This is a genomic window from Paenibacillus sp. KS1 (assembly GCF_001680695.1).
In the GTDB taxonomy this organism is placed as follows: domain Bacteria; phylum Bacillota; class Bacilli; order Paenibacillales; family Paenibacillaceae; genus Paenibacillus_B; species Paenibacillus_B suaedae.
Window position 1 is genome coordinate 1 of the sequence record NZ_MAIS01000069.1, and the last position, 25228, is coordinate 25228.

Consider the following 25228-nt stretch of genomic DNA (forward strand, 5'->3'; position numbering starts at 1 on the left):
CAAAAGCGGACTTTTTGAACAACCTCTATATGAGCAGCGTCTATCTGCCAGATTCTCGCGATCTACTGCTCTAAACAAGTCTTGTCCTGCATACAATGTGTCAATATGCGTATTGTACAGGCTGCGTTCACTTGGATCGCTTGATGTTTCCAATTCATGATTGTGTACAGGAGGGGAGAACGGTGACGATTGATAAGTTCGTAGCGAGTATGGCGGGACTGCGCTTTCTGTCTGGATCTCTGGAGATTGCTGTAGCCCTCATTATGTTGAAAGTAAATGATACCGAGAAGGCGCTTGCCGTTAATTCATTGCTCGCTCTTGTAGGGCCGCTCGTGCTTATTACAACGACCACAATTGGGCTGATAGGCATAGCAGACAAGTTGAACTGGACGAAGATTGCCTGGATTGTTGCTGGTGTTACATGCTTGCTTATCGGCATTTTGAAGAAGTAGTGGACGGGGGTATAGGGATCAATCGGTACTAGTCCCACCGAGGTGCATATTTGCCGGACAAGGGTCATACATATGGGATACACAAGGTAGCACCTTATTTCCCTTAAAATAATGAGGATGACCCAAGGAGGATGGGAGAGATGAATGTATACAGCTGGTCAGCGGTGCTGCCTCCCGCGCTTCGTTCTATCTTGCTGCACTTGCCTGAACGCATCTTAGGTGAATTGGAAGAAGTGAGAATCCGACAAGAGCGCCCGCTAGAAGTCAGTGCAGCGGGGGAATTTTATTTTGTGACTAGGGAAGGCACATTGACTGATAAGCCTGATACAGCCTATCGTCCCAACCGCGAGGATAGCCTTCAATTGCTTGACTATGTAACGAATCATTCTCTGTATACGATGGAGGAAGAGCTTCGGCGTGGATTCATTACGGTAGCTGGTGGACATCGAATTGGACTAGCGGGTCGGACTGTGCTGACGCAAGGAAGGGTTAGTCATCTTCGGGATATAACGGGCTTCAACTTGCGTATTGCCCGAGAAGTAATGGGCATAGCCGACGACATTATTCCACAACTGCTTGATTTCAAGCATCGGACAATCCATAGCACACTTGTCGTATCCCCTCCACAGCATGGGAAGACAACCTTGCTGCGAGATATGGCTCGGGCTATCTCCTCTGGCTGCTGGAATCATCCACAGGCGCTCTGGAAGGCGCTTAAGGTAGGCATTGTAGATGAGCGTTCTGAAATTGCCGGTTGTACGAAGGGAGTGCCTAGTTACCATCTTGGCTATCGAACAGATGTCATAGATGGGTGCCCGAAGGCGGAAGGATTAATGATGTTTATTCGTTCTATGTCTCCCGATGTGCTTGTTGTGGATGAATTCGGCAGAGAAGAAGATTACGAGGCGATGCGAGAGGCCATACATGCTGGCGTAAGGATGATCGCATCTGTTCATGGATCGGACGCAGAGGATGTGATTCGACGTCCTGGAATGGCATCCTTGCTTGATGGAGGGGGATTTACTCGGGTTGTTACGCTGCGGAGGACAGCTAGACAGTGGCAGCGGAAGGTGTACGACGGCAAGCTGCGAGCGCTTCAGCCCAGCATCGTAGCGAATGTGCAGGGAGGAGGTGGGTACCACGTATAAATTGCTAGGAGCAGCAATTCTCGTTGCGGCTGCAGCGGGGATAGGATGGGTACAAGCAGCTGCATATGCAGCGAGACCGAAGCAGCTTCGGCTGCTGCACCATGCACTGGCTCGATTGGAAACCGCAATAATATACGGGCACACCCCGCTATCGGCAGCATTTCACGATATTGCACAGCAAATGCCCCCTGTACTGCGCGATATATTCCTCAGCGCATCACAAGCAATGGAACATTCCGCAGCACAATCATTTACGGCAAGGGAAGCTTGGGAGCAAGCGTGGGAACGATATGGCAGCAATACCTCGCTAACGAAGGAAGACCTCCGAATTATTAAGGAACTTGGGTTTACGCTTGGAATTAGTGATCGAGAGGATCAGAGCAAGCATATCAAGCTTGCGATTAAGCAGCTGGAGCAAGAGGAGTGGAGCGCTCGGGAAGATCATAGCCGCTATGGCAAAATGACTCGCAGTCTTGGTGTGCTAGCTGGTTTGCTCGTTGTAATTTTGATGTATTGAGGTGCCAGAAGATGAATGTAGATGTCAGCGCCATTTTTCAAATTGCCGGAATCGGTATTATCATCGCGATGATTCACACCGTGCTGAAGCAAATGGGAAAGGAAGATATGGCTCATTGGGTGACGGTCATCGGCTTTGTTGTGGTCTTGTTCATGGTCGTTCGCTTGCTGGATCACTTATTCCAAGAGATTAAAACCATCTTCTTGTTTCAATAAAATAACGGTAGGTATACAGGTCAGGTGATTTCGTGGAAATCATTCAAGTTGTAGGACTCGGACTTTTGGCGACCATTCTAGTATTGGTTGTCAAAGAGCAGAAGCCGATGTTTGCGTTTATCATTTCAACCTTTGCTGGAATCGCCATTTTTCTATTCTTGATTGGGAAGATCGAAGTCGTCATTCAAGTGCTGGAGGACTTGGCCGATCGCTCGGGAATTCAGCCCATTTATTTGAAGACGATATTGAAAATGATTGGCATCGCCTACATCGCGGAGTTCGGCGCTCAAATTGTTCGGGATGCAGGACAGGATGGGATTGCATCCAAGATTGAACTTGCCGGGAAGGTGCTGATTATGGTACTGGCTATCCCGATCATAAGCGTCATTATAGAGACTGTAATGAAGCTTCTTCCTGCTTAACGTGAGGTAAGGTGGAGTGCGAATGAACCGAATTCAATTGCAAGAACGGCATTGGAACATGGTCTATAGGAAGCGGGTATGGCTCCTGTTGCTGCTGTGCGTGTTGTTCGCTAGTGTGGGTACGGCATTCGCTGCTCCTGCGATAGAAGACAAGCAGGTGACACAGCCGCAGCAGCTGCAAGAAGAAGCGCCCGCAAGACCCGCCGCAACAGAAGCATGGATCGAGCAGCAGACGAAGCGATTACAGACGAGCGAAGTGGAGCGATACTGGAATGATCTGCTCGTCAAGTATGGGGGCTACTTTCCTAGAGATGCCATGCCAGATTTTGTTGATTTGCTGCTTCCTGGCGGTGAGAAGCTGACAGTCAGCAATGTGTTCAAGGCTATCGGGAAATTTATGCTGCAAGAAGTGTTTATGAACGGCAAGTTAATTGTCACGATTGTCATACTCGTCGTATTCAGCATGGTGCTGGAAACGTTGCAGACCGCCTTCGAGCGCAACACAGTCAGCAAAATTGCCTACACGATTTCTTACATGGTCATCATTATTCTGGCTATTAACAGCTTCCAGATCGCAATCGGCTTCGCCAAGGAAGCAATATCAAGCATGATTAACTTTATGATGGCGATGGTGCCCTTGCTTCTAACCCTGCTGGCTTCAATGGGGAATGTTGTGACCGTTACAGTCATGCATCCGCTCATCATCTTTATGGTTCATTTGGTCGGAACACTGATCTATGTCGGTGTATTTCCGCTTCTATTCTTCTCAGCAATTCTGCATATTGTCAGTTCCATATCTGACAAATACAAGGTGACTCAACTGGCGAACTTGATGCGGAGCATCAGTGTGGGATTGCTAGGTGTTCTGTTAACGATCTTTCTGGGCGTGATCTCCGTGCAAGGAGCTACGAGCTCAGTCACTGATGGGGTATCTATTCGAACAGCCAAGTATATAACCGGCAATTTCGTTCCTGTAATTGGACGCGCATTCTCAGATGCAACGGATACCGTCATTTCGGCATCGCTGCTCGTAAAAAATGCGGTTGGGTTGTCAGGTGTCATTATTTTGCTGTTTTTATGTGCCTTCCCGGCAATCAAAATATTGACGCTTGCATTAATCTATAACGCCTCGGCAGCCATTATGCAGCCGTTAGGAGATTCCCCTGTGCTTGGGTGCCTGAAGACGATCGGCAAGAGCATGATCTATGTGTTTGCGGCTCTAGCTGCGGTCGGTCTCATGTTCTTTCTAGCAATTACGATTCTCATTACGGCAGGCAATGTGACGGTTATGATGCGCTAGGCCGCGCGGATGAAATGGAGTGAACGAAATGAGCTGGTTAAGTCAATGGATGAAAGAGATCATCATGATAATTCTACTGGCAACGTTCATTGATCTGCTTCTGCCCAATCGCTCGATGCAGCGATACGTCAAGCTAATGCTTAGCTTAATTATTTTACTAACCTTATTATCACCTGTCCTTAAGCTGTTCGATGCAAGACTGGCAGATCAATTAGCAAGCGAATGGAGCTCTACGTTGTCATCCACGTTAACCGCAGAGCGAAATCAGTCAACGAGCGTAAACGAAATCCGAAGACAAGGAGAGTTGCTAGCCCGTGAGCAGGAAGGCAGTGCGCTGCGGCTTGCAGAAGCGGAAATTGGCAGTCAGATGAAGGAACAGCTTGCGCTTGCCTTTCGTCACAGTGTTCAAAATGCCAACGGTACGAAGAGGAACATCTCGGAGGAACAGGTACAAGTGGAGCAGTTGCAAGTCAAGCTTACCCGCAATGCGAAGGGGGAACCAATCATTGAACGGATAGAGCTTGCTCTTTCTGCCGGACAGGCTGCTGTGAGCGAAACCGATTCTATAGATTTCGTTAAAACTGACGGCACAGTGGAGGCTGTGAAGCCGGTTCATCAAGTACAGATTCAATCAGGCTTGATTGGACAAGAGGGCCCGGAGACGGGACAGTCTCAGCAATTCAAGGAAATCCTAGCATCAGGATACTCTGAACAGCTGGGGGAAGAGGCCGAACAGTATCGCAGCAAGGTTACGAATCAAGCGATGCGCTCACTGATGACCTCTTGGATTGTGAATGCGGAGCAAATCAAGGTGGAGTGGAAACGAGCTGAACCAAAGCTGTAGGACAGCCATCCTTTGGTCATGCGCTCAAGCAGGTGGAAATCATGAAAAAACAAGCATATTTTCTATACGGTAGCATATAGGTGAAATAGGACAAGTAAGACAAGTCCATTCGGTAACGAAGGAGTCGATCATGTTGGCGAAATGGTTGCAGCAGATTGAAACGTGGATCGGAAAAGGCAGCAACGGTTCCAAGCGCGTCCGTTCGTTCCGCTGGCTGCTCCTGCTCGGTCTTGTCGGCGCAGCGCTCATATTGTTCGGCTCGTTCCAGCCTCAGGGAAGCGGCGGAGGGTGGTTCGGGGGCAAAGGCAGCGCAGACAAAGAGCCGCCGGCTGTCGGGGCCTTTGACTCGATGGAAACCAAGAATTCATCTGATAAGGCTTCATCGAATGTATTCGAGTCCATTGAGCAGTCATTTGAAGCACGCGTCAAAGGCATTCTGGAGGGAATTGTCGGCGTCGGACAAGTTGATGTGCTTGTCACGATCGACTCCACAGAGGAACTGATTGTTCAGCGCAACTTCAAGGACAATCAGCAGCAGACCGAAGAGACAGATTCGAACGGCGGCAAGCGGCACACTACCCAATACACGCGCGATGGTCAAATCGTGACGCTGGAATCATCGGGCAATCAAGCTCCAATCGTGACGAAGCGCATTAAGCCGAAAGTGCGGGGAGTCATAGTCGTTGCGAAAGGGGCAGAGAATGCGACGGTGAAGAAGATGGTCGTCGATGCTGTCGAGAAAGGCTTGAATGTACCGGCTTATCGGATATCGGTCGTTCCACGCAAGATTGCTCAATAAGTAAGATTGAACGAGAACTGAATGAACATTAGGAGGTAATGAAGAATGAATACGAAAAGACAGACGATATGGTTAGTGTCTATGCTGAGCTTGATGGTCGTATTGTCCGCATATTATTTGTTCACGGAGGACACAACAGCTCCAGCGAAGCAAACGGTAGACAATGTACGTTCAGAACAGACGTTGAAAGGTGATGCAACAGAAGTTGGGCAATTGCCTGAAATCAAAGTAACTGAGGTATCTACAGGGCATGGAGCTGATCCAAGCGTCAATGGCAAGGACGCTGCATCCGAAGCTAAGGAGAACAGCAGCAAGAGTGACGGAACTAATCCTTCTGCGACAAGCACTGGCAAGGACGATGAAGCCAAGAATGCTGGAAATGAGACTAGCGCTGCTGCGAAGGAAGACCAAGAGAAGGCGATGCTGGACAAGGTTGAAGCAGAAGGTGTTATGAAGCGGAGCTCTATTGAAGAACTGCAAATGCAGCGTGCAGAGAAGTATCAGCAAGAGATGGAGAAACTCATGAGTGACCTGAACTCAACAAGCAGTGAGAAGACTGCTGCAGTCCATGACGAAATGGGCAAGCTGGAAGAGCATGAGACGAAATTATCAAACCTGGAAACGGAGCTGCAGAAGCAGTATCAGAGTGCAGTCATCACACAGGATAATGATAAATATCAAGTGCTTGTGCAGAGCAATAAGCTTGAAGCCAAAGATGCTGTTGAAATAGTAGATAAAGTCATGAAGGACTTGAATGTGACACAAGATAAGATTGTTGTAGAATATGTCAGTGAATAGCGAATGTACTCGAATCTAGCCCAGTTGCAAACTGGGCTCTTTCCATTTGGAACGATTATGTTATAATACTAACGTCTGTAGATTGTCCTTTTTTGAAGGTTGTTCAAAAAGACAGCTTATTTTTGAGAAAGCAACGGAAGGTCTCTCAGCATGGAATCTAGCATTCAATCACAAGGATTGTCGCATCGAATATGTTATTTCTTCTGCGGCAACACGGCACTCTGCTATGCATGCAGCTTAACAGCTACTTGTGCGCACTGCTGAACAGATTCGGTATTATATTCTGCATAGACAGCATGCGCTGAGCGTCCTTGCGGATCTCTGTTGCGGAATACCGCTCCCTTTTTGGACATGTATTTGCAGTATGAAACTACCTTGCTATAAGAGACTTATCAATTGTCACGAGGAGTGAAACATGTTGTTCAAGATTGGCGAAATCAAAGAACTGATCAAGCTGTTGGACCAAACTTCCGTGCAGGAATTGGAAATCGAGAACGAAGGTTATCGTCTTTCCATTCGCAAGCCCGGCAAGACTGAAGTCATTAGTGTTCAGCCAGCTCCTGCACAGCCTACATATACCCCGGTTCCAACTGTACCTGCACAGCCAGCAGCTGCAGTTGAGACAGCTCCTGCACAGCCAGCTGTAGATGTTGTTGCCGACACGAAGGAGCAGGCGGGATTGCATAAGATTGTGTCTCCGATGGTAGGTACATTCTATCGTGCTTCTTCACCAGACACGCCTCCATTTGTGAATACGGGAGATAAAATTAACGAGAAATCGGTCGTATGTATCTTGGAAGCGATGAAGCTGATGAATGAACTCTTAGCTGAAGTCAAAGGCGAAATTGTTGAGATTCTTGTAGAAAATGGCCAGTTGGTTGAGTTCGGCCAGCCTTTATTCTTGGTGAAGCTGGATTAGTGGATGCTAACATCCCGAACAGATGTAAAGCCAAGGAGGTTTAAAACATTGAAATTTCAGAAGATTCTAATTGCTAACCGTGGTGAAATCGCTGTTCGTATCATTCGTGCTTGCCGAGAACTTGGAATTACAACGGTTGCAGTCTACTCGGAAGCCGATCGTGATTCACTTCATGTACGTCTTGCAGATGAAGCGTACTGTATTGGCCCTACATCTTCCAAGGACAGTTACTTGAACTTTACGAATATAATGAGTGTTGCTACATTGACAGAATGTGATGCAGTACATCCTGGCTATGGTTTTTTGGCGGAGAATGCTGACTTTGCTGATATTTGCGAGTCATGCGGCATTACATTCATTGGTCCTTCTTCCGATGCGATTGAGCGTATGGGAGACAAGGCTGTAGCGAAGCAGACGATGAAGGATGCAGGAGTTCCTGTCATTCCTGGTTCCGACGGTCTCGTTGAGAATATCGAAGAAGCTCTTATGATCGCACGCGATATCGGTTATCCTGTCATCATTAAGGCAACTGCCGGCGGCGGTGGCAAAGGGATCCGAATTGCGGATGATGAAGAGATGCTGGTCAAGCAAATTACGACAGCACAACAGGAAGCGGAGAGAGCCTTCGGTAATGCCGGCGTTTATTTGGAGAAGTATTTGACGGGCATGAAGCATGTTGAAATCCAAATTATCGCAGACAAGCATGGTAATGCAGCATATCTAGGCGAACGTGACTGCTCCGTGCAGCGCAGACGTCAGAAGCTGGTTGAGGAAGCTCCATGTCCAGTGCTGACGCCAGATATTCGTATGAAGATGGGCGAGGCAGCTGTACGCGCAGCACTCGCTGTTGACTACTCGGGTGCAGGTACTTTGGAGTTTCTGTTCGGTCCAGACGGCAATTTCTACTTCATGGAGATGAATACTCGTATTCAGGTTGAACATCCTGTTACCGAGATGATAACTGGAATTGACCTTATTCAAGAGATGATCCATGTAGCGGAAGGCAATCCATTATCGTTCCGACAAGAGGATGTTCAGCTTAAAGGATGGGCGATTGAGTGCCGTGTTAACGCAGAAGATCCTGATCGCAACTTTATGCCTTCCGCAGGGCAAATTCAATTCTATTTGCCTCCGGGAGGAGCGGGTGTACGTGTGGATAGCGCAGCATATCCAGGTTGTGTGATTTCTCCGCACTATGATTCCATGATTGCGAAGCTGATCGTGTGGGCTCCTACTCGCGAACAAGCGATTGAACGTATGAAGCGTGCACTTGCGGAGTTCGCGATAGAAGGTATTCATACAACAATTCCGTTCCATCAACGGTTGCTGCGGCATCCGAAGTTCGAGCAAGGGGATTTCGATATTAAGTTCCTGGAAGAGCATGAAGTCTAGAACGTCATCATGAGTAATTTGTCATAAAAATAGACAAATGCTATAGTTATGATTATGACGGACAAGAACTGCCTCTTTTCAAAAAATAATGAGGAGTGTGTAACGGATGAATCAGACGATTATTCCGGAATTTGAGCGTACTGATCTTGGCAATATTCAGATTGCTCCTGACGTGATTGCAGTGATCGCTGGTCTAGCTACTATTGAAGTAGAAGGTGTAGCGGGTATGAGCGGTGGCTTTGCAGGCGGTATTGCTGAATTACTTGGCCGTAAGAACTTGTCCAAAGGCGTTAAGGTTGAAGTTGGACAACGTGAAGCTGCAGTAGATGTGAACATCATCGTAGAATATGGTCGCCGCATTCCTGTGATTGCTGATGAGATTCAGCAGAACGTAAAGCGCTCCATTGAGATGATGACAGGTCTTCATGTTGTTGAAGTGAACGTGCATGTGCATGACGTGCATTTTAAATCGCAAGAGAAACCGGAAGAAACGGAAGTATCTACGCGAGTGAAATAATGATGGCAGTAAACCCCCTCCTGGTGGTAGGGGGTTTACTGCCATTCCATGAGGAGGATCGTCAAGCGTGAGCAGAATTGTAGACAGACTGTTGTTGTTTGTGTATAGTTTGGTCATTGGTTCGTTATCGGTAGCAGCCATTTTAGCTGCATTAGGCTTCATTCCCGAGCGGCTTGATCCAACTCAGCCTCTATGGCTGCAAACAACAGTAATAGCGGTTGCGGCCGTTATTTTATTGCTTAGCGTCCGCTTCGTTTACGTTTCTATCCGTCGTGAGCGGAAGTCAATGTCATCGATTGATCAACGCACCGATATTGGTGATATTAAGATATCGATAGAAACGATCGAGAACGTGGCGTTGAAGGCAGCGTCGCGCGTCCGTGGTGTTAAGGACTTAAAGGCACGAATCCGCACCAATGAATCAGGGCTCGATATCACGATTCGCACCGTTGTGGACGGGGAGACGGCGATACCAAGCATGACGGAGGATGTTCAACGCCAGGTTCGCGATTATGTGCAGGAAATTACCGGAATACCGGTTTCTTACGTTTCGGTATACGTTGCAAATATTGTGCAGACGCAAACCTTTAAAGCGCGCGTTGAATAGGTGGTGAGCTGTCCGATGTGGAAGGAAATATGGGAGAGTCACGGCGGACGTCTACTCGGCGTCACGGCGGGCATTTTTTTTGGCATCTTGTATCTAATTGTTGGTTTTTGGGATATGCTATTTTTTGCACTTCTTGTATTCATCGGATTTGCAATCGGCAGACAGCGGGATCTGAAATTAGGCCCCTTGTTCCCATTTCAGCGAATTGGAATGTGGATGTCTGAACGTTGGAGAAGGTTGAAGTAGTCCTATGGACGCTCCGAACGACTGCTTGACCGCCGGTTCTGGCCGACGGAAGGGAATCGGGGGGCTTCATAGGATTTTTTTCACAAATAAATCGTAAGTAGATGCATCGAAGTGCTTAAGATCGTAGTAACGTTGGCAATTGCCTTAATGAACAGTAGAGTGCATGCGCTAGTGATATTGAAGGAATACGAATTCGACATGTCGGATGCTTTACATGCAGGAGGATAAATCATGAAAAGACGCATCGCCAGAGAAATGGCTATTCAAAGTTTGTATCAGCTTGAAATGACAGAGGTAACGCCACATCAGGCTGTTGCTATGATTGTGCAAGAGTCTGCACAAGACAATGAAATTGGTGTTAAGCATGAGCATGCGGAAGCCATGCATGCTCATGTATTGGAATGGGTACGAGCTACATGGGAGCATCACGTTGAGATCGACGAGCTTCTGGCACGTTATTTGAAAGGGTGGCACGTTGAGCGTTTGTCCAGAGTGGATAGACAGATCCTTCGTCTGGCTACGTACGAAATGAAATATCGCGATGATGTCCCTCCTAAAGTAGCGATCAATGAGGCCATCAATTTGGCGAAGCACTTTGGTACGGACGAGTCCGGGAAATTCGTCAATGGAGTTCTAGGGCAGATGATGCGTGATATGGACGGAGCTTCTACTGCGGAAGCTGCAAAGGAAGAAACAACAGAAGAATAGAAGCAAGTTCAGCTTGGATGACAATGTCGAGTATTCGGATGGAGGCGCAGAGAATGATAACAGCAACTTTATTGGATGGTAAGGCATTATCTCGTACAATTCGTGAGGAGATTACGGCGGAGACCGTTGGGCTGAAGGACAAGGGGATACAGCCAGGGCTGGCTGTCGTTCTCGTTGGTGAAGACGCTGCTTCGCAAGTATATGTGAACAGCAAGCATAAGACATGCTTGGAGCTGGGCTTCAATTCGGAAGTACATCGTCTTCCGGCAAATACGTCTCAGGAAGAGCTGCTGGCTCTTGTTCATCGCTTGAATGAAGAACCTTCCATTCACGGAATTCTTGTGCAGCTTCCGCTGCCGAAGCATATTGATGAGAAGGCTGTCATCGATGCAATTGCCGTTGAGAAGGATGTGGATGGATTCCATCCTGTCAGTGTCGGTAATATGGTCATCGGGGATGACTCTTTATTGCCTTGTACGCCAGCAGGCATTATGGAAATGCTGAAACGCAACCAGATTGACGTTGCTGGCAAGCACGCTGTTGTTATTGGGCGAAGCAACATTGTAGGCAAACCCATATCTCTCCTTCTTCAACGTGAGAATGCAACAGTTACGATGTGCCATTCTCGGACTGTCAATATGAAGGAGATTACGAAACAGGCAGACATTTTGGTTGTTGCGATTGGTCGCGCTAACTTCGTGGATCGTTCTTATATTAAGCCAGGTGCAGTCATTATCGATGTGGGCATGAACCGCCTTGAGAACGGTAAGCTGGCTGGAGATGTTGACTTTGAGGACGTGAAGGAAATTTGCGGCCCGATTACACCTGTACCAGGCGGTGTAGGACCAATGACAATTACTATGCTCATGTTCAATACACTCAAGGCCGCCAAACGAATACATCACATTGCGCACAACGAATAGTTGTGCGCTGTCTGTCATTGGGAACGAAAGGGGGCAGACAATGTGTCCGACGATGCACGAATATTATCAATTAAAGAAGTGAACCGCTATATCCGCATGAAGATGGAAGGCGATCCGAGGCTTCAGGATGTATGGCTTCGTGGAGAGATATCGAACTTCACACATCATTCAAGCGGGCATATGTATTTCACATTGAAGGATTCGGATAGCCGTATACGTACGATTATGTTTGCTTCGCACAATCAGAAGCTGGCTTTTCGTCCGAAGGAAGGAACGAAGGTCATTGCTCGCGGCAATATTACGGTGTATGAACGGGATGGTCAATACCAGTTCTATGCGCTGCATATGCAGCCTGATGGAATTGGAAGTTTGTTCATGGCCTTCGAACAGTTGAAAGAGAGATTGAACGCTGAGGGATTGTTCGGGCAGGAACGCAAGCGAAGTATCCCGCGATATCCTGCTGCAATCGGCGTCATTACTTCGCCGACAGGTGCTGCTGTACGGGATATCCTCATTACGCTGCGCCGCCGTCAACCCGGTGTTGCGGTATTGCTCTACCCCGTATTAGTACAAGGAACACAAGCGGCAGGATCGATTGCACAGGCGATCGAGGCGATGAACCGCAGCGGCGAGGTGGACGTGCTGATTGTGGGCCGCGGCGGAGGATCGCTAGAAGAACTATGGGCATTCAATGAAGAAGTGGTTGCGCGAGCAATCGCTGCATCGACGATCCCGATCATCTCAGCGGTTGGACATGAGACGGACTTTACGATTTCGGACTTCGTTGCAGATCTACGAGCTCCTACACCTACAGCTGCGGCTGAATTAGCGGTAGCGAACAGGGAAGAGCTCAGGCAGCATCTTACACATGTAAATCGCAGGCTGCAATCGGCAATGAATCGTTTCTTGAATCAGAACCAGGAACGGTTGCTTCGGGCACAGCAATCTGCCGTGTTCCGCAAGCCTGAACAGTTGATGATGAAGCATGCGGATAAGGTTGCGCGCCTGCAGGAGCAGTTAACGTACCGGTTGCAGTTGATCCAAGGCCAATCTTCACAGCGATGGAAGGAACTGCGTGGTCGATTGCGTGAACAGACGCCTGTACATCAAGTGCGCGCTGCACGCAAACGGTTGGATGGCAATCAACATCAACTCGTTCAGTCTATGGCTGCAATCACGAAACAGAAGCGGATGGAGACAGCTGGGATGATTAGACAGCTGGACGCGCTTAGCCCACTTAAGATTATGTCAAGAGGGTATAGTCTTGTGTATGATGAACAGGAGGCGAAGCTGATCCGCTCGATCGAAGAAGTGCAGCCTGGAGACGTAGTACGGGTGAAATTATCGGATGGCCAATTGGATTGTCATGTATGGTCGATGAAAGGAGAGCGTGAATAACTCTCATGGAAAATAAAGAGACTATTGAACAATTAAGCTTCGAGGCGGCGATGGATAAGTTGGAAGAGATCGTTGCGAAATTAGAAAGCGGAGACGCTCCTCTTGAACAATCAATTGAGTTGTTCCAAGAAGGAATGATGCTCTCTAAGCTTTGTTCAGAGAAGCTGGAACAAGTTGAACGCAAGATAGAGATGGTAACCGAGCAGAACGGCGAATGGAAGCGTCAGCCGTATGCAACAGAGGAGACGGGTGATTCGATTGATTAATTATCAATCGGCCGGAGTATTTGCCGATTATGTGAAGCAGCAGGCAACTCGGATTGAATCGATACTGCCGAAGATGCTGGATAGCAAGCGCAATACTCCTGAGCCGTTAACACAATCGATGCAATATTCGTTAATGGCGGGCGGCAAGCGGCTGCGGCCAGTATGTGTCTTAATGGCCTGTGATAGCTTAGGAGGCAATACACGTGCAGCGGAGCCGGTTGCATGTGCCATTGAGATGATTCATACGTACTCATTGGTACATGATGATCTGCCTGCAATGGACAATGATGATCTACGCCGTGGCAAGCCGACCAATCATAAAATCTATGGTGAGGCCATGGCAATTCTGGCTGGAGACGGTCTGTTGACTCAGGCTTTCCACTGTATTGTGCAGAGCACACGCCAGCATGGTGTTGCAGCTGAGGTATCGTTGTCTATTGTTGAGGAATTGGCAGAGTATGCAGGCATGAACGGGATGGTCGGCGGACAGGCTGCTGACATGCTCGGTGAGCAAGGGATTACGACATTGGATCAGCTGGAATACATCCATCTGCATAAGACAAGTGATCTTATTGTCTGCTCCCTCCGCGCAGGCGGGCGGATTGGTGGAGCATCGGAACAGCAGCTGCAAGCGCTGACGACCTATGGTTATAAGCTTGGGCTCGCCTTTCAAATTCAAGATGATATATTGGATGTCATCGGAGATGAAGCCATGCTGGGTAAGCCGAAGGGAAGCGATGAGAAGAGCGGGAAGGTTACTTATCCGTACTTCATCGGCCTTGAAGAATCGAGACAGGAAGTGGAACGTTTGACAGAGGAAGCGAAGGCTGCAATTGCGAATGCAGGGTTCCAAAAACCTGAGCTATTGGTTGGCATGGCAGATTATTTGATGAAGCGAGACCATTAATTGGCGAGTATTTAGGCACTATTTATGATATAATAGGCCTTGCGTAGAGTGGTGCAGTATTCTAGTCGGCCTACCAACGCTGAAGGCGGGCCTAAAAATTCGCTAAAGGGCACATCGATGAAGTTCCTGGTGTTGGCTTTCGACGCCCAGTCGGGGGCTGATGCTGGGAGTTAAGGTTGTGGGGCGATCCACAATGGCATGTGGGCGTTGACCCCGCTTCCGCGGAGGCCCAAGTGCGTGGTATGACGCCCTCGAGCGTCGCATTACGGCTTGGGGTATGAACCTACATTACGAGTCGCACATTGCAATTCTTCATTCTATTATGAAGCGTGATGTACGTACCCGGCTTGTTTGTAGCGTAGCCTGCCTTGAGTGAGCCTGCGGGGATTGCGGATGTGTAGATTCGGCGGACTTTGGCCAAAGAACGCATGAATCGTATGCCGTATGAAATCTGGCTTGCAAAAGAGGCTAGGGGTTGGTTCAGGGCTGCCCGAGGAAAACTCCTAGACTGTTCACTGGCGTGAAGCTTCTTAAGGATTATAGTGTGGACTAAGTGGTAATTCAGTCTGGCGATTGGCGACAACGTCAAGGCGCTCTTAATTGGAAACGGCCTGCTCGGCGACGAGGAGGCGAGCATCTGGGAAAACCTACTGGACCTAAGCCACAGCGTTTACTTGAGAAGTTGCCACTCTTAACTTTACGTAACTGATCAGACAGTTCTAACACATAAAGGATGGAACATCACATACAATGAAATTCTCTTTCAAACATTCCGTTCGGTGGAGCGTATTTATTTTCATCGTCACATTTGCTCTAGCTGCTATTTTTTCCGTCGTATCGACTTCGATGCTGGAGGGAGTAGGCTGGGGCATCGGGATGGTGATCGTGCTCTTACTCGTGCTCATCGGAGTGTTTTTTGATATGATGGGGTTATCTGCAGCGGCAGCGAAGGAGACACCTTTTCACGCCATGGCTTCTGAGAAGGTTGCTGGCGCGAAGCAGGCGATCGCAATCGTTCGTAACGCAGACCGATTCTCCAACTTCTGTAATGACGTGATCGGCGATATGACTGGAGTAATCAGTGGGTCGGCCACAGCAATAGTCGTTACGAACTTGTTATATTCGATGGATGCTGACTCCGCAGTAATGAAGACGGTAACGAGCGTTGTCTTCACAGGACTCGTATCAGCATTGACGGTTGGCGGGAAGGCACTCGGAAAATCCTTTGCTATTTATTACGCCACTCCGATCGTCCTGCTAATTGGGAAGTGTTTCTACGTGTTGGAGACGAAGTTCAATATTTCATTCTTCACCGTGAAACGCAGCAAATCGAAACAACGAAAGCGAGGGAAATCCCGTGCTGCTCGAACAGATTAATCAACCTAGCGACTTGAAGCAGTTGCCTAAGGAGCAACTGGAGCCGCTAGCGGCCGAAATTCGTCAATTCTTAATTGAAAAGCTGGCAGTGACCGGAGGTCATCTAGCATCTAACTTGGGGATTGTTGAGCTAACGCTTGCCCTGCATTATTACTATGACAGCCCGAAGGACAAAATGTTATACGACGTTGGCCATCAAGCCTACGTTCACAAAATATTAACAGGACGCAAGGATCAGTTCGATACATTGCGCCAATATAAAGGTTTATGCGGCTTTGTGAAGCGTGCAGAGAGCGAACACGATGTATGGGAAGCCGGACACAGCAGTACGTCTTTGTCCGCCGCAATGGGGATGGCATTGTCCCGTGACCTGCAAGGTCAGGATAATCGGGTAGTCGCAATCATTGGAGACGGTGCGCTCACAGGCGGTATGGCGCTGGAAGCATTGAACCATATCGGCCATGAAAAGCGCAAGTTGATGGTTGTGCTGAATGACAACGAAATGTCCATTGCGCCAAATGTAGGAGCATTACATAATTATTTGTGTAAAATTCGCTCTGACCGCAACTATAAAAAAGCCAAAGAAGAAGTTGAACAGCTGCTCAAAAAAATTCCGGCTATTGGTGGTAAGCTGGCTAAAACGGCAGAACGCGTGAAGGACGGACTGAAATACCTAGTCGTCTCCGGCATGCTGTTCGAAGAATTCGGCTTGAAATATTTTGGCCCTGTAGACGGTCATGATATTGATAAGCTTCTGGACATTTTCCAGCAGGCAGACCGTATCGATGGACCGGTTCTCGTCCATGTTGTAACCCGCAAAGGGAAAGGATATTCACCAGCTGAAGCCGATTCCCATAAATGGCATGGAGCAACACCTTATAAGATTGAATCCGGCCAGCCCCTTAAATCAGTGGGCACGCCGAATTACACCGATATCTTCAGTGATGTGCTCATTGAGCTCGCTGAGCAAGACGAGCGAATCGTGGCAGTAACACCTGCAATGCCAGGCGGATCAGGACTCTTGAAGTTCGAGAAGCTGTATCCGAACCGGATGATTGATGTAGGTATCGCAGAGCAGCATGCAGCAACGATGTGCGCTGCTATGGCTATGGAAGGAATGAAGCCTGTATTTGCGGTATATTCAACCTTCCTGCAGCGAGCGTACGATCAGGTTGTACATGATATTTGCCGTCAACAAGCTAATGTCATCTTTGCAATTGACCGAGCGGGCTTCGTAGGCCCAGATGGGGAGACGCATCAAGGGGTATATGATATACCATTCTTGCGTCATATCCCGAATATGGTCATTATGATGCCGAAGGACGAGAATGAGCTTCGTCATATGATGAAGACGGCTGTTGATTATGACGCAGGCCCGATTGCCGTTCGCTATCCGCGTAATGCGGTTGTAGGGGTGCCAATGGACACCGAATTGAGCCCGATTCCAATAGGAACGTGGGAAACCGTTCGGAATGGAGATTCAGCGGCTGTGCTGGCTATCGGTCCGATGGTGCAGGTTGCAGAGGAAGCAGCAGAGTTGTTGCGCAAAGAAGGCATTCGTATTCGAGTGATTAATGCGAGATTTGTTAAGCCGCTTGATGACGAGATGCTGCATCAGCTAGGTAAGGATCGCATTCCGGTAATCGTGTTGGAAGAAAGCTCGGCAATCGGAGGTTTAGGTAGTGCTGTACTGGAATGGTGTGCTAACCATGGCGTTTACGATATGAGAGTGAAGCCAATTGGGGTTCCTGATTGCTTCGTCGAACATGGTAGCATTAAGGAACAGCGGAATGAAGTTGGCTTAACGCCTGAACGGGTTGTGAAAGAAGTTCATTCGATGTTATTCGCAACAGGCGGCAATAATCGGTTGACTCGGGCTTAATTATGTTCGCATTGATGAATGAATGGAATGAGACGGGAGTACAGAATGTCTATACCGAAGGAACGAATTGATGTCCTGCTCGTCGAGCAGGGGTATTATACGAGTAGAGAGAAGGCCAAGGCTGCCATCATGGCAGGCCTTGTGCTTGCAAATGCGGAACGAATTGAAAAGGCTGGCATGAAAGTACCGCGTGATGCTGCAATTACCGTGAAGGGAGCGGTTCATCCTTATGTGAGCCGCGGCGGACTTAAGCTGGAGAAGGCGATCCAGCAATTCGGATTGAACATGCAGGACGCTGTAATGCTTGATATTGGAGCATCTACTGGGGGATTTACCGATTGCGCATTGCAAAATGGTGCACAGAAGGTGTATGCGGTAGATGTCGGCTACAACCAGCTTGATTGGTCTTTGCGCAATGATGATCGGGTAATCGTCATGGAGAGAACGAATTTCCGATATACGGAGCCAGGGGATTTAGTAGGACCGGTACCGGATACAGCTTCTATTGATGTTTCTTTTATTTCCTTGAAACTGATCCTACCACCACTTGCGCGATTGCTGGCTAAGCCTGGACGGGTAGTTGCACTGATTAAGCCTCAATTCGAAGCAGGGCGTGAGAAGGTTGGCAAATCGGGAATTGTTCGTGAAGCAAGCACACATGAGCAGGTGTTGAGAGAGATTCTTGATTTTGCTGCCTCGATCGGTTTCCAATTGGAAGGGTTAACGTACTCTCCAATAACGGGCGGAGAGGGCAATATTGAATTTCTAGCGTACTGGAATGTGCCTGAACTTACGGAAGAAGAAGTGCCGCATGTATCACGCGATCTGATCGCTGACATCGTAAGGGAGGCACATACTACGTTCCGCTCCTAGCTGGCAATGGAACATGCTGTAGAAGAAACTCATCCGGGACAAGCATCCGTCGGATGAGTTTCTTTTGCACCATAGCACGTATCTAATCAAATCTATATGCGCATAGGCTGCGAACCAGGGGTGAATTTCGATGGGTGATCGTTGGATCATGGGATTGATCGGAATTGGTTTGGCTGTATGGATTGGATATGCAATACGACATTATATGCGAACACCTGAAGCGATGGAGAATGTGTGCTTATCCGAGAGATATCCGCAGGATGATGAGATTGTCGCATTGCTTGAGTCAGCGGGTTACGAGATCATTGGCGGCAAGTATTTTGTGCCAATTCAGATTCAGATGAACGGAGAAGAGCTAGAGTCCACGAAATTGTGGATTGATATGGTCGTCAAACGGGGCGAACAATGGTATATTGTTCGTATCGTACGCGAACGGATGAAGCTCGATTGGAGCGCCAGTGCGATTCGCAGACATTGGGGAGTTTACTTCGCGGCATATCCTGAATGTGATGGGCTGCTTGTCGTTGATATGGCAGAGCGGCGAATTCGCATGCTTCATATGGAGTTTGGGGAAGCAGAAGCTTGACCCTTGCAAGATTAGGCGTAGTTATGAAAGAATGGCAAGCGAACAATGCAATATGAAAGTTATCGCAATAAGCAAATAATAAGTCATGGAATTATGGTGTAGACAGTATGGAGGGCATGCATGAAAGGACAACGACATATTAAAATCCGAGAAATCGTAATGAATAACGATATTGAGACGCAAGACGAGCTGGTGGATTCATTGCGCAATGCAGGGTTCCATGTTACTCAAGCAACTGTATCTCGGGATATGAAAGAATTGCATCTCATTAAGGTGCCAATGGACAATGGCCGATATAAATATTCACTCCCAATCGATCAGCGCTTCAATCCTGCACAGAAGTTAAAGCGGTCACTTCTTGATAACTTCGTCAGTGTAGACAGCGCTGAGAACTTAGTAGTCATGAAGTGTCTACCAGGTACAGCAAATGCGATCGCTGTATTGATGGACTCGATTGAATGGCCTGAAATTATGGGCACGGTATGCGGTGATGATACAATCTTGATTATTTGCCGTACCAAAGAATTGAGTCAGAGTGTTGTTGATCAAGTGATGAGTTACATTTCATAAGTGTTCTTCCGGGAGGGGTTCTTCTTGCTAGTAGCTATATCTATCCGCAATTTGGCGGTTATTGAATCGGTACAGCTGCGGTTTCACCGTGGATTTCATGTCTTAACGGGGGAAACGGGCGCGGGCAAGTCGATCATTATTGATGCGTTAGGTCTTATCGGAGGAGCAAGGGGATCAGCAGATTTTGTTCGATATGGCTGTGATCGCGCGGAAGTCGAGGCTTCGTTCGATCTTGCCATTGATCATCCGGTATGGGAGGCGCTTTCCCGTTTGGGGATTCAGGGAAGCAGTGAAGAGCTCCTCATTATTCGCAGGGAATTGACCGCGCAGGGCAAGAGCATGTGCCGGATCAATGGTCAAATGGTTACGTTGACGATGCTGCGCGAAATCGGTGAGCTGCTCATAAATATTCATGGGCAGCATGAGCACCAATCCCTGCTCAAGGTTGAGCGTCACTTGGACTGGCTCGATGCTTATGGCGGGGAAGAGGTTGCTGTACTTAAGCGGAAATATCGTGATGATTACGGATGCTTCATGGCGCTGCAGCATGAATTGAATCAATTGAAGGAAACGAGTCAGCAAGCTTACCAGATGCTTGATCTGTACCGGTTCCAGATTGAAGAGCTGCGCAATGCCCAACTGAAAATTGGCGAGGATGAATCATTAACGGAAGAAAAGCGCAAACTAGCCAATGCGGAGCAGCTAATGGATCATGTAAATGTATCTTATGAACGCTTGTATGGCCAAGGTGCAATGGATTCCGTTAGTGTCGCGATCTCCAAACTTGAAGATGTGCTCATGTACGACACAGTTAAGTTTCAGCCTATAATTGAGCAAATGCAAAATGCGTATTATCAACTGGAAGATGCGGCTTACCAGCTCCGCGATTACCGTGAGAATATCGAGTTCAATCCGGAACGCCTTGAACAAATTGAGGATCGACTGGATCAGCTGACTTCATTGAAGCGCAAGTATGGCTCAACTGTTGAGGAGATGCTTGAATATTTAGCCAAGATTGAAGATGAAGCTGACAAGCTGGAACATAAGGATGAACGCATATTGAAGCTCGAAGCAGAGACACAAGAACGTCTGGGTAAGCTCGCTAAGCGAGCGCAAGCCCTGAGTGATGCTCGCCGAGAGTTATCACTGGAATTGACGAAGCGAATTGAAGCGGAACTGCAGCATCTTCATATGGAACGTACTCGGCTCGATGTCCGTTTGGATCGATTGCAGGATGGACAAGGCGGGCATGAGGTCGACGGTGTATCTGTTCGCTTCACGAAGAACGGATGGGATGATGCAGAGTTCCTTATTTCACCGAACCCTGGAGAACCATTGCGTCCGCTCCATAAGATCGCATCTGGCGGTGAGCTGTCACGTATCATGCTTGCCATGAAGACAATCTTTGCCGAAGTTGATCGAATCCCAGTGCTCGTATTTGACGAAGTGGATACTGGCGTAAGTGGCCGGGCCGCTCAAGCCATTGCTGAGAAGCTTGCTGAAGTGTCTCGGAGTGGACAAGTATTCGCTATTACTCATCTTCCACAGGTTGCTTGCATGGCTGACCACCAATACTACATCGAGAAGCAGGTTCGAGATGAACGGACTTCTACTCAGGTACATGAATTGGAGGATGAAGGTCGTATTATCGAGCTTGCTCGCATGCTAGGCGGGGTGGAAGTAACGGAAGCGACTATGCATCATGCACAAGAAATGCTTGAATTGGCTGAACGTCAAAAAGGTGCGTAATTCTAAGGGATTTAGGAATCATTTTCACTTATAAAACGTAGGGGCCGGGGATACCTTAAAGTTACGAAATGGGCACGTCTCTTTTCGTCAAGCTTCCGTCTAACAAAGGAGTGTGACCACCTTTGAACCCCAACGTCAAACGACTGCTTGGCCTAATGCTCGTCATTCTTGTATGCTTAAGCACTACAACAGCAACCTTTCGCACGTATGCGGCGCTGCCGAATCAACTGAGGTTATTTGAAGGACAGCAAACGAAGCTTGATCTCGTGATGCCTGTTCAGGCTTCAGCGACGGTAGATCGACCGGATATTTTGCGTGTGAACGGCGAGAATCGACCTACATTCCAATTATCACCGAATCGTCCAATTTCATTACAGTCAGCCCAATCTGGTCAAGCAGAGCTGAAATTGAAGCTGTTCGGAGGCATTCCACTCAAGACATTGAAAGTGAATGTAGTTCCGAATTTGCGTGTCATTCCCGGAGGCCAAACGATTGGCGTCAAAGTCAAATCAGCAGGCATCCTTGTTGTCGGCCATCATCTTGTGAAGGTTGAGGGAGAACGCAAAGTATCTCCAGGTGAAGAAGCAGGTGTTCGCCTTGGTGATCTCATTACGAGTATGAACGGAAATCGATTGAATGATGTAAGCAAGGTTGCGGATATCGTGAAGCAGGCTGGCGAGAACAAACGTCCACTTGATCTTGTAATTCGGCGCGGCGATACTGAAGTGAAAGCTCAGTTGACCCCCGCGTACGATCAGGAGGACAAAACGTGGCGGCTAGGCTTATACATCCGAGATTCAGCAGCCGGAGTAGGAACTTTGACGTTCTATGCTCCAGACCAAGGAGTGTATGGGGCGCTTGGACATATCATTACGGATATGGACACGCAGACTCCGATCGTGGTGGGGCAAGGTGAAATTGTCCAGTCCCATGTAACTTCCATTTCGAAAAGTCAAAATGGAGAACCAGGTGAAAAACGTGCTCAATTTGTGAAGGAAAGCCGTGTTTTAGGCAATATCGAACGCAATACGCCATTTGGCATTTTTGGTAAGATGGTATCGAATCCAGAACATAGTGTATATAAAGAACCGATTCCTGTTGCATTCCGCGAAGAGGTTAAGGTGGGACCTGCCGAAATGCTGACCGTGGTGAATGGTCAACAAGTGGAACGATACAAGATTGAAGTCGTCCATGTTACGAAGCAATCAGCACCTGCAACCAAAGGGATGGTTATCCGCATAACAGATCCGCGGCTGCTGCAAAAAACCGGAGGCATTGTGCAAGGGATGAGCGGCAGTCCGATTATTCAAGATGGCAAATTGATTGGTGCAGTTACGCATGTGTTCGTCAATGATCCAAGCTCAGGCTATGGATGCTTTATCGAATGGATGCTGCAGGATGCTGGTGTTGTCCTGGCTTCACCTCAGTCAATGAATGAACAAGTGAAGGTTCACGTTCAACGTGATCCTTCTTTTTCTTTTACATCACGACGATCGCATCAATCTTCAGGATATGTCGAATCGATACGAATGAATACGAAATCTGTTGGATCGTTGGACAAATCATTAATTATAATAGAAAAATTTTAAAAAATAAAGAAAAAAAGTTTTCGACAGAAGGAATTTCATCTTTGATGTCGAATAACATGATCTGGAAGCGATAAACACCAAACTGGTTACTATCGTGTGCGAAACTTTGACAAGGGAGGATCCCAAGTTGCAAAAGATCGAAATATTGTTAGCGGACGACAACAGAGAATTTACAAATTTGTTGGCTGATTTCTTATCCGAACAAGACGACATGGTCGTTACTGGTGTTGCCTATAATGGCGAAGAGGTGCTCCAATTCCTTGAGCAGACGAGAGCGGTGCCTGACGTGCTCATTCTCGATATTATTATGCCTCATTTGGATGGTTTGGGTGTACTTGAGCGCTTGCGCAATATGGACTTGTCCCCGCAACCGAAGATCATTATGCTCACAGCCTTCGGCCAAGAGAGCATTACGCAACGTGCGGTTCAACTTGGCGCATCCTATTACATATTGAAGCCTTTCGATATGGACATTTTGGCGAATCGTATTAGACAGCTGGCAGGTGTTGCATCCAATGCTTCGGTAACTGGAGGATCTGCTAGTAACTTAATGACATCATCTGTATCGAAGTCGAATGTCGTACCGCTTGGCAAATCCAAAAACTTAGACGCGAATATCACGTCTATCATACATGAAATCGGTGTTCCTGCGCATATTAAGGGATACCAGTACTTGCGCGAAGCAATCACGATGGTGTACAACAATATCGAAATTTTGGGCTCTATCACGAAAACGCTGTATCCAGCGATCGCGGAGAAGTACAAAACGACACCAAGCCGCGTTGAGCGCGCGATCCGCCATGCGATTGAAGTTGCATGGACTCGCGGCAACATCGACAGCATTAGCCGTCTATTTGGCTACACAATCAACATCAGTAAGTCGAAGCCAACTAACTCCGAGTTCATCGCGATGGTCGCTGATAAGCTGAGAATCGAGCATAAGGTTTCTTAGGAATCATTGCTGTGGATTTTGCGGCGAGATTTTATTTTTTCGTTGTATTTAACGGTAAACATCAAAATAAATAGCGGAGCACTATCAATAAATAAGCGTCGATCCTATTCGGATGGCGCTTATTCATTCTTGTTAAATCATCTATTATATGGGGAATAAACATAATATAGTAAAATTAGATCGAAGATGATTCATTATTTCCTCCGAAACTCCCTTATTTTGTTAGATTTACCTTGTTTGTCATTGAATGTTGATGGATAACATGCAATAGTATTAAAATCAAATATCAACATAGAGATTGTAAGAAGGGGAGAGAGACTTGGTCGGTTTACTTAAATTTACTTTCATTTTCACATTGCCAATATCAATAGTTTGTCTATTATTGCTTTTTTTCGGTAATCATCATGATGTTCCTTTTTCTTTCTATGTAATAACTTTTGCTTCTGTGCTAATACCTATTTTTAGCAGATTTAAATGGAGGCAGCTTGAAGCAGCGGAAATCGATAATAATCGCACTATTACAACTACAGTATTAAATCGGGCACCTGAATTTAGAGCTTCTCATCATTTCGAATCGGTGGGCGCAGAAATGTCATTACTCGTTGATGAAAAACAACAACAAATATGCTTCTGCCATAAAAACAGTTTTAGACCTCAAATATACAACTACCGAGATATCGTAAAGTCTGAATTGCTTCTTGATGAGAACAATATCTCAACGATGCATAGAGATCACTGTGGTCATGATAATGGAGGGGGACACTCTTTACTAGGCTATAGATGTAATAGACGTATCAAAAAAATTGAGTTGAGCATCATAGTAGATGATATGTATCAACCCGTGTATAAAATTAAATTTCTTAACGATGGTTATGGGCTTCTTGAGGATGAATCTGAATATAAAAGGGCTTTTGAAGAGGCATATCAATGTCATCAGCTAATTAATGTGTTAATGAAACGTGGATTAGACTCCGTTAAGCCAAATGAGACCGTTAAGTCGACAGGGACTACAACTGTAATAGAGCCAACGTCTGCAGTATTAGTGGCTGATGAGCTTCGCAAGCTTTCTCAATTGAAGGATGAGGGCGTTATAAGTCAAGAGGAATTCGATGTCCAAAAGAAGAAATTAATTGGTTAGTTTAAAATACATAAAGTCATATTGAAATAATAAAATCATTATAATTTACAATAAAGCACAATCGTAAGAGAGAATAAGTGTCGACCGTACAGGGAGACGCTTATTTTTTTTGATAGATTTTAAGGTAGTGATGG

Annotated in this window: 28 protein-coding genes; all 28 read left to right on the top strand. The window is 47.2% G+C overall.

Features of this window, described 5'->3' with window-relative positions; all coding sequences use genetic code 11:
• Positions 1-182: 182 nt before the first annotated feature.
• The 28 genes from BBG47_RS20110 to BBG47_RS20245 all read left to right on the top strand — a co-directional run bounded on the left by BBG47_RS20110 (position 183) and on the right by BBG47_RS20245 (position 25094).
• Positions 183-452 carry a YqhV family protein gene (locus tag BBG47_RS20110; protein ID WP_021252992.1) on the top strand — a complete coding sequence of 90 codons (270 nt, stop codon included), beginning with the start codon at positions 183-185 and terminating at the stop codon, positions 450-452.
• A gap of 140 nt (positions 453-592) precedes the next feature.
• Positions 593-1600 carry a stage III sporulation protein AA gene (spoIIIAA, locus tag BBG47_RS20115; RefSeq protein ID WP_021252991.1) on the top strand — a complete coding sequence of 336 codons (1008 nt, stop codon included), beginning with the start codon at positions 593-595 and terminating at the stop codon, positions 1598-1600.
• Positions 1584-2117: a stage III sporulation protein SpoIIIAB gene (spoIIIAB, locus tag BBG47_RS20120; protein ID WP_231586916.1), complete on the top strand. Its 534-nt coding sequence runs from the start codon at positions 1584-1586 to the stop codon at positions 2115-2117. The genes spoIIIAA and spoIIIAB overlap by 17 nt, the downstream gene beginning before the upstream one ends.
• Positions 2118-2128: 11 nt before the next feature.
• Complete coding sequence (spoIIIAC, locus tag BBG47_RS20125; RefSeq protein WP_005546700.1) at positions 2129-2332, top strand: stage III sporulation protein AC; 204 nt, start codon at positions 2129-2131, stop codon at positions 2330-2332.
• A 32-nt stretch (positions 2333-2364) separates the two neighbouring features.
• Complete coding sequence (spoIIIAD, locus tag BBG47_RS20130; RefSeq protein ID WP_021252989.1) at positions 2365-2754, top strand: stage III sporulation protein AD; 390 nt, start codon at positions 2365-2367, stop codon at positions 2752-2754.
• 22 nt (positions 2755-2776) lie between these two features.
• Positions 2777-4054 carry a stage III sporulation protein AE gene (gene spoIIIAE / locus BBG47_RS20135; protein WP_065293207.1) on the top strand — a complete coding sequence of 426 codons (1278 nt, stop codon included), beginning with the start codon at positions 2777-2779 and terminating at the stop codon, positions 4052-4054.
• A 28-nt stretch (positions 4055-4082) separates the two neighbouring features.
• The gene (gene spoIIIAF, locus BBG47_RS20140) at positions 4083-4898 is read left to right on the top strand and encodes a stage III sporulation protein AF (protein WP_065293208.1); all 816 of its coding nucleotides are present in this window, start codon (positions 4083-4085) and stop codon (positions 4896-4898) included.
• A 130-nt stretch (positions 4899-5028) separates the two neighbouring features.
• Positions 5029-5697 (top strand): stage III sporulation protein AG, encoded by a 669-nt coding sequence (gene spoIIIAG, locus BBG47_RS20145; protein WP_021252986.1) that lies wholly within the window; start codon positions 5029-5031, stop codon positions 5695-5697.
• 45 nt (positions 5698-5742) lie between these two features.
• Positions 5743-6495 carry a SpoIIIAH-like family protein gene (locus BBG47_RS20150; protein ID WP_021252985.1) on the top strand — a complete coding sequence of 251 codons (753 nt, stop codon included), beginning with the start codon at positions 5743-5745 and terminating at the stop codon, positions 6493-6495.
• 418 nt (positions 6496-6913) lie between these two features.
• Positions 6914-7414, top strand: coding sequence for an acetyl-CoA carboxylase biotin carboxyl carrier protein (gene accB, locus BBG47_RS20155; protein ID WP_028533131.1), 501 nt, complete (start codon positions 6914-6916; stop codon positions 7412-7414).
• A gap of 48 nt (positions 7415-7462) precedes the next feature.
• Complete coding sequence (gene accC / locus BBG47_RS20160; RefSeq protein WP_065293209.1) at positions 7463-8806, top strand: acetyl-CoA carboxylase biotin carboxylase subunit; 1344 nt, start codon at positions 7463-7465, stop codon at positions 8804-8806.
• 106 nt (positions 8807-8912) lie between these two features.
• Complete coding sequence (locus BBG47_RS20165) at positions 8913-9323, top strand: Asp23/Gls24 family envelope stress response protein (protein ID WP_021252982.1); 411 nt, start codon at positions 8913-8915, stop codon at positions 9321-9323.
• Positions 9324-9390: 67 nt separating this feature from the next.
• Positions 9391-9930 (top strand): alkaline shock response membrane anchor protein AmaP, encoded by a 540-nt coding sequence (gene amaP / locus BBG47_RS20170; RefSeq protein ID WP_021261777.1) that lies wholly within the window; start codon positions 9391-9393, stop codon positions 9928-9930.
• A gap of 15 nt (positions 9931-9945) precedes the next feature.
• Positions 9946-10176: a DUF2273 domain-containing protein gene (locus BBG47_RS20175; RefSeq protein WP_021252980.1), complete on the top strand. Its 231-nt coding sequence runs from the start codon at positions 9946-9948 to the stop codon at positions 10174-10176.
• 231 nt (positions 10177-10407) lie between these two features.
• Positions 10408-10884, top strand: a complete 477-nt coding sequence (gene nusB, locus BBG47_RS20180; protein ID WP_021252979.1) for a transcription antitermination factor NusB — start codon at positions 10408-10410, stop codon at positions 10882-10884.
• 53 nt (positions 10885-10937) lie between these two features.
• Complete coding sequence (gene folD / locus BBG47_RS20185) at positions 10938-11807, top strand: bifunctional methylenetetrahydrofolate dehydrogenase/methenyltetrahydrofolate cyclohydrolase FolD (protein WP_483310745.1); 870 nt, start codon at positions 10938-10940, stop codon at positions 11805-11807.
• A gap of 42 nt (positions 11808-11849) precedes the next feature.
• Positions 11850-13205 carry an exodeoxyribonuclease VII large subunit gene (gene xseA / locus BBG47_RS20190; RefSeq protein WP_083189487.1) on the top strand — a complete coding sequence of 452 codons (1356 nt, stop codon included), beginning with the start codon at positions 11850-11852 and terminating at the stop codon, positions 13203-13205.
• Positions 13206-13210: 5 nt separating this feature from the next.
• Positions 13211-13471, top strand: a complete 261-nt coding sequence (gene xseB, locus BBG47_RS20195; protein WP_021252976.1) for an exodeoxyribonuclease VII small subunit — start codon at positions 13211-13213, stop codon at positions 13469-13471.
• Positions 13437-14378 carry a polyprenyl synthetase family protein gene (locus BBG47_RS20200; RefSeq protein ID WP_065293210.1) on the top strand — a complete coding sequence of 314 codons (942 nt, stop codon included), beginning with the start codon at positions 13437-13439 and terminating at the stop codon, positions 14376-14378. Before xseB ends, BBG47_RS20200 begins: the two co-directional genes overlap by 35 nt.
• 750 nt (positions 14379-15128) lie before the next feature.
• Entirely contained in the window at positions 15129-15755 is a 627-nt protein-coding gene (locus tag BBG47_RS20205) for a hypothetical protein (protein WP_021252974.1), read from the top strand.
• Positions 15736-17637 carry a 1-deoxy-D-xylulose-5-phosphate synthase gene (dxs, locus tag BBG47_RS20210; protein WP_065293211.1) on the top strand — a complete coding sequence of 634 codons (1902 nt, stop codon included), beginning with the start codon at positions 15736-15738 and terminating at the stop codon, positions 17635-17637. Before BBG47_RS20205 ends, dxs begins: the two co-directional genes overlap by 20 nt.
• Before the next feature lie 45 nt (positions 17638-17682).
• A complete protein-coding gene (locus BBG47_RS20215) occupies positions 17683-18510 on the top strand; it encodes a TlyA family RNA methyltransferase (protein WP_065293212.1) in 828 nt (275 codons plus the stop codon).
• Between the two features lie 130 nt (positions 18511-18640).
• On the top strand, positions 18641-19096 hold the full coding sequence (locus BBG47_RS20220) for a DNA-binding protein (protein ID WP_065293213.1): 456 nt from the start codon (positions 18641-18643) through the stop codon (positions 19094-19096).
• Between the two features lie 120 nt (positions 19097-19216).
• Positions 19217-19666 (top strand): transcriptional regulator AhrC/ArgR, encoded by a 450-nt coding sequence (gene ahrC / locus BBG47_RS20225; protein WP_005546729.1) that lies wholly within the window; start codon positions 19217-19219, stop codon positions 19664-19666.
• Between the two features lie 24 nt (positions 19667-19690).
• Positions 19691-21415: a DNA repair protein RecN gene (gene recN, locus BBG47_RS20230; RefSeq protein ID WP_065293214.1), complete on the top strand. Its 1725-nt coding sequence runs from the start codon at positions 19691-19693 to the stop codon at positions 21413-21415.
• 122 nt (positions 21416-21537) lie between these two features.
• Positions 21538-23004 carry a SpoIVB peptidase gene (spoIVB, locus tag BBG47_RS20235; RefSeq protein WP_065293215.1) on the top strand — a complete coding sequence of 489 codons (1467 nt, stop codon included), beginning with the start codon at positions 21538-21540 and terminating at the stop codon, positions 23002-23004.
• 127 nt (positions 23005-23131) lie between these two features.
• Positions 23132-23956 (top strand): sporulation transcription factor Spo0A, encoded by an 825-nt coding sequence (spo0A, locus tag BBG47_RS20240; RefSeq protein WP_021252968.1) that lies wholly within the window; start codon positions 23132-23134, stop codon positions 23954-23956.
• Between the two features lie 319 nt (positions 23957-24275).
• The gene (locus BBG47_RS20245) at positions 24276-25094 is read left to right on the top strand and encodes an SHOCT domain-containing protein (protein WP_065293216.1); all 819 of its coding nucleotides are present in this window, start codon (positions 24276-24278) and stop codon (positions 25092-25094) included.
• The last annotated feature ends 134 nt before the right edge of the window (positions 25095-25228 follow it).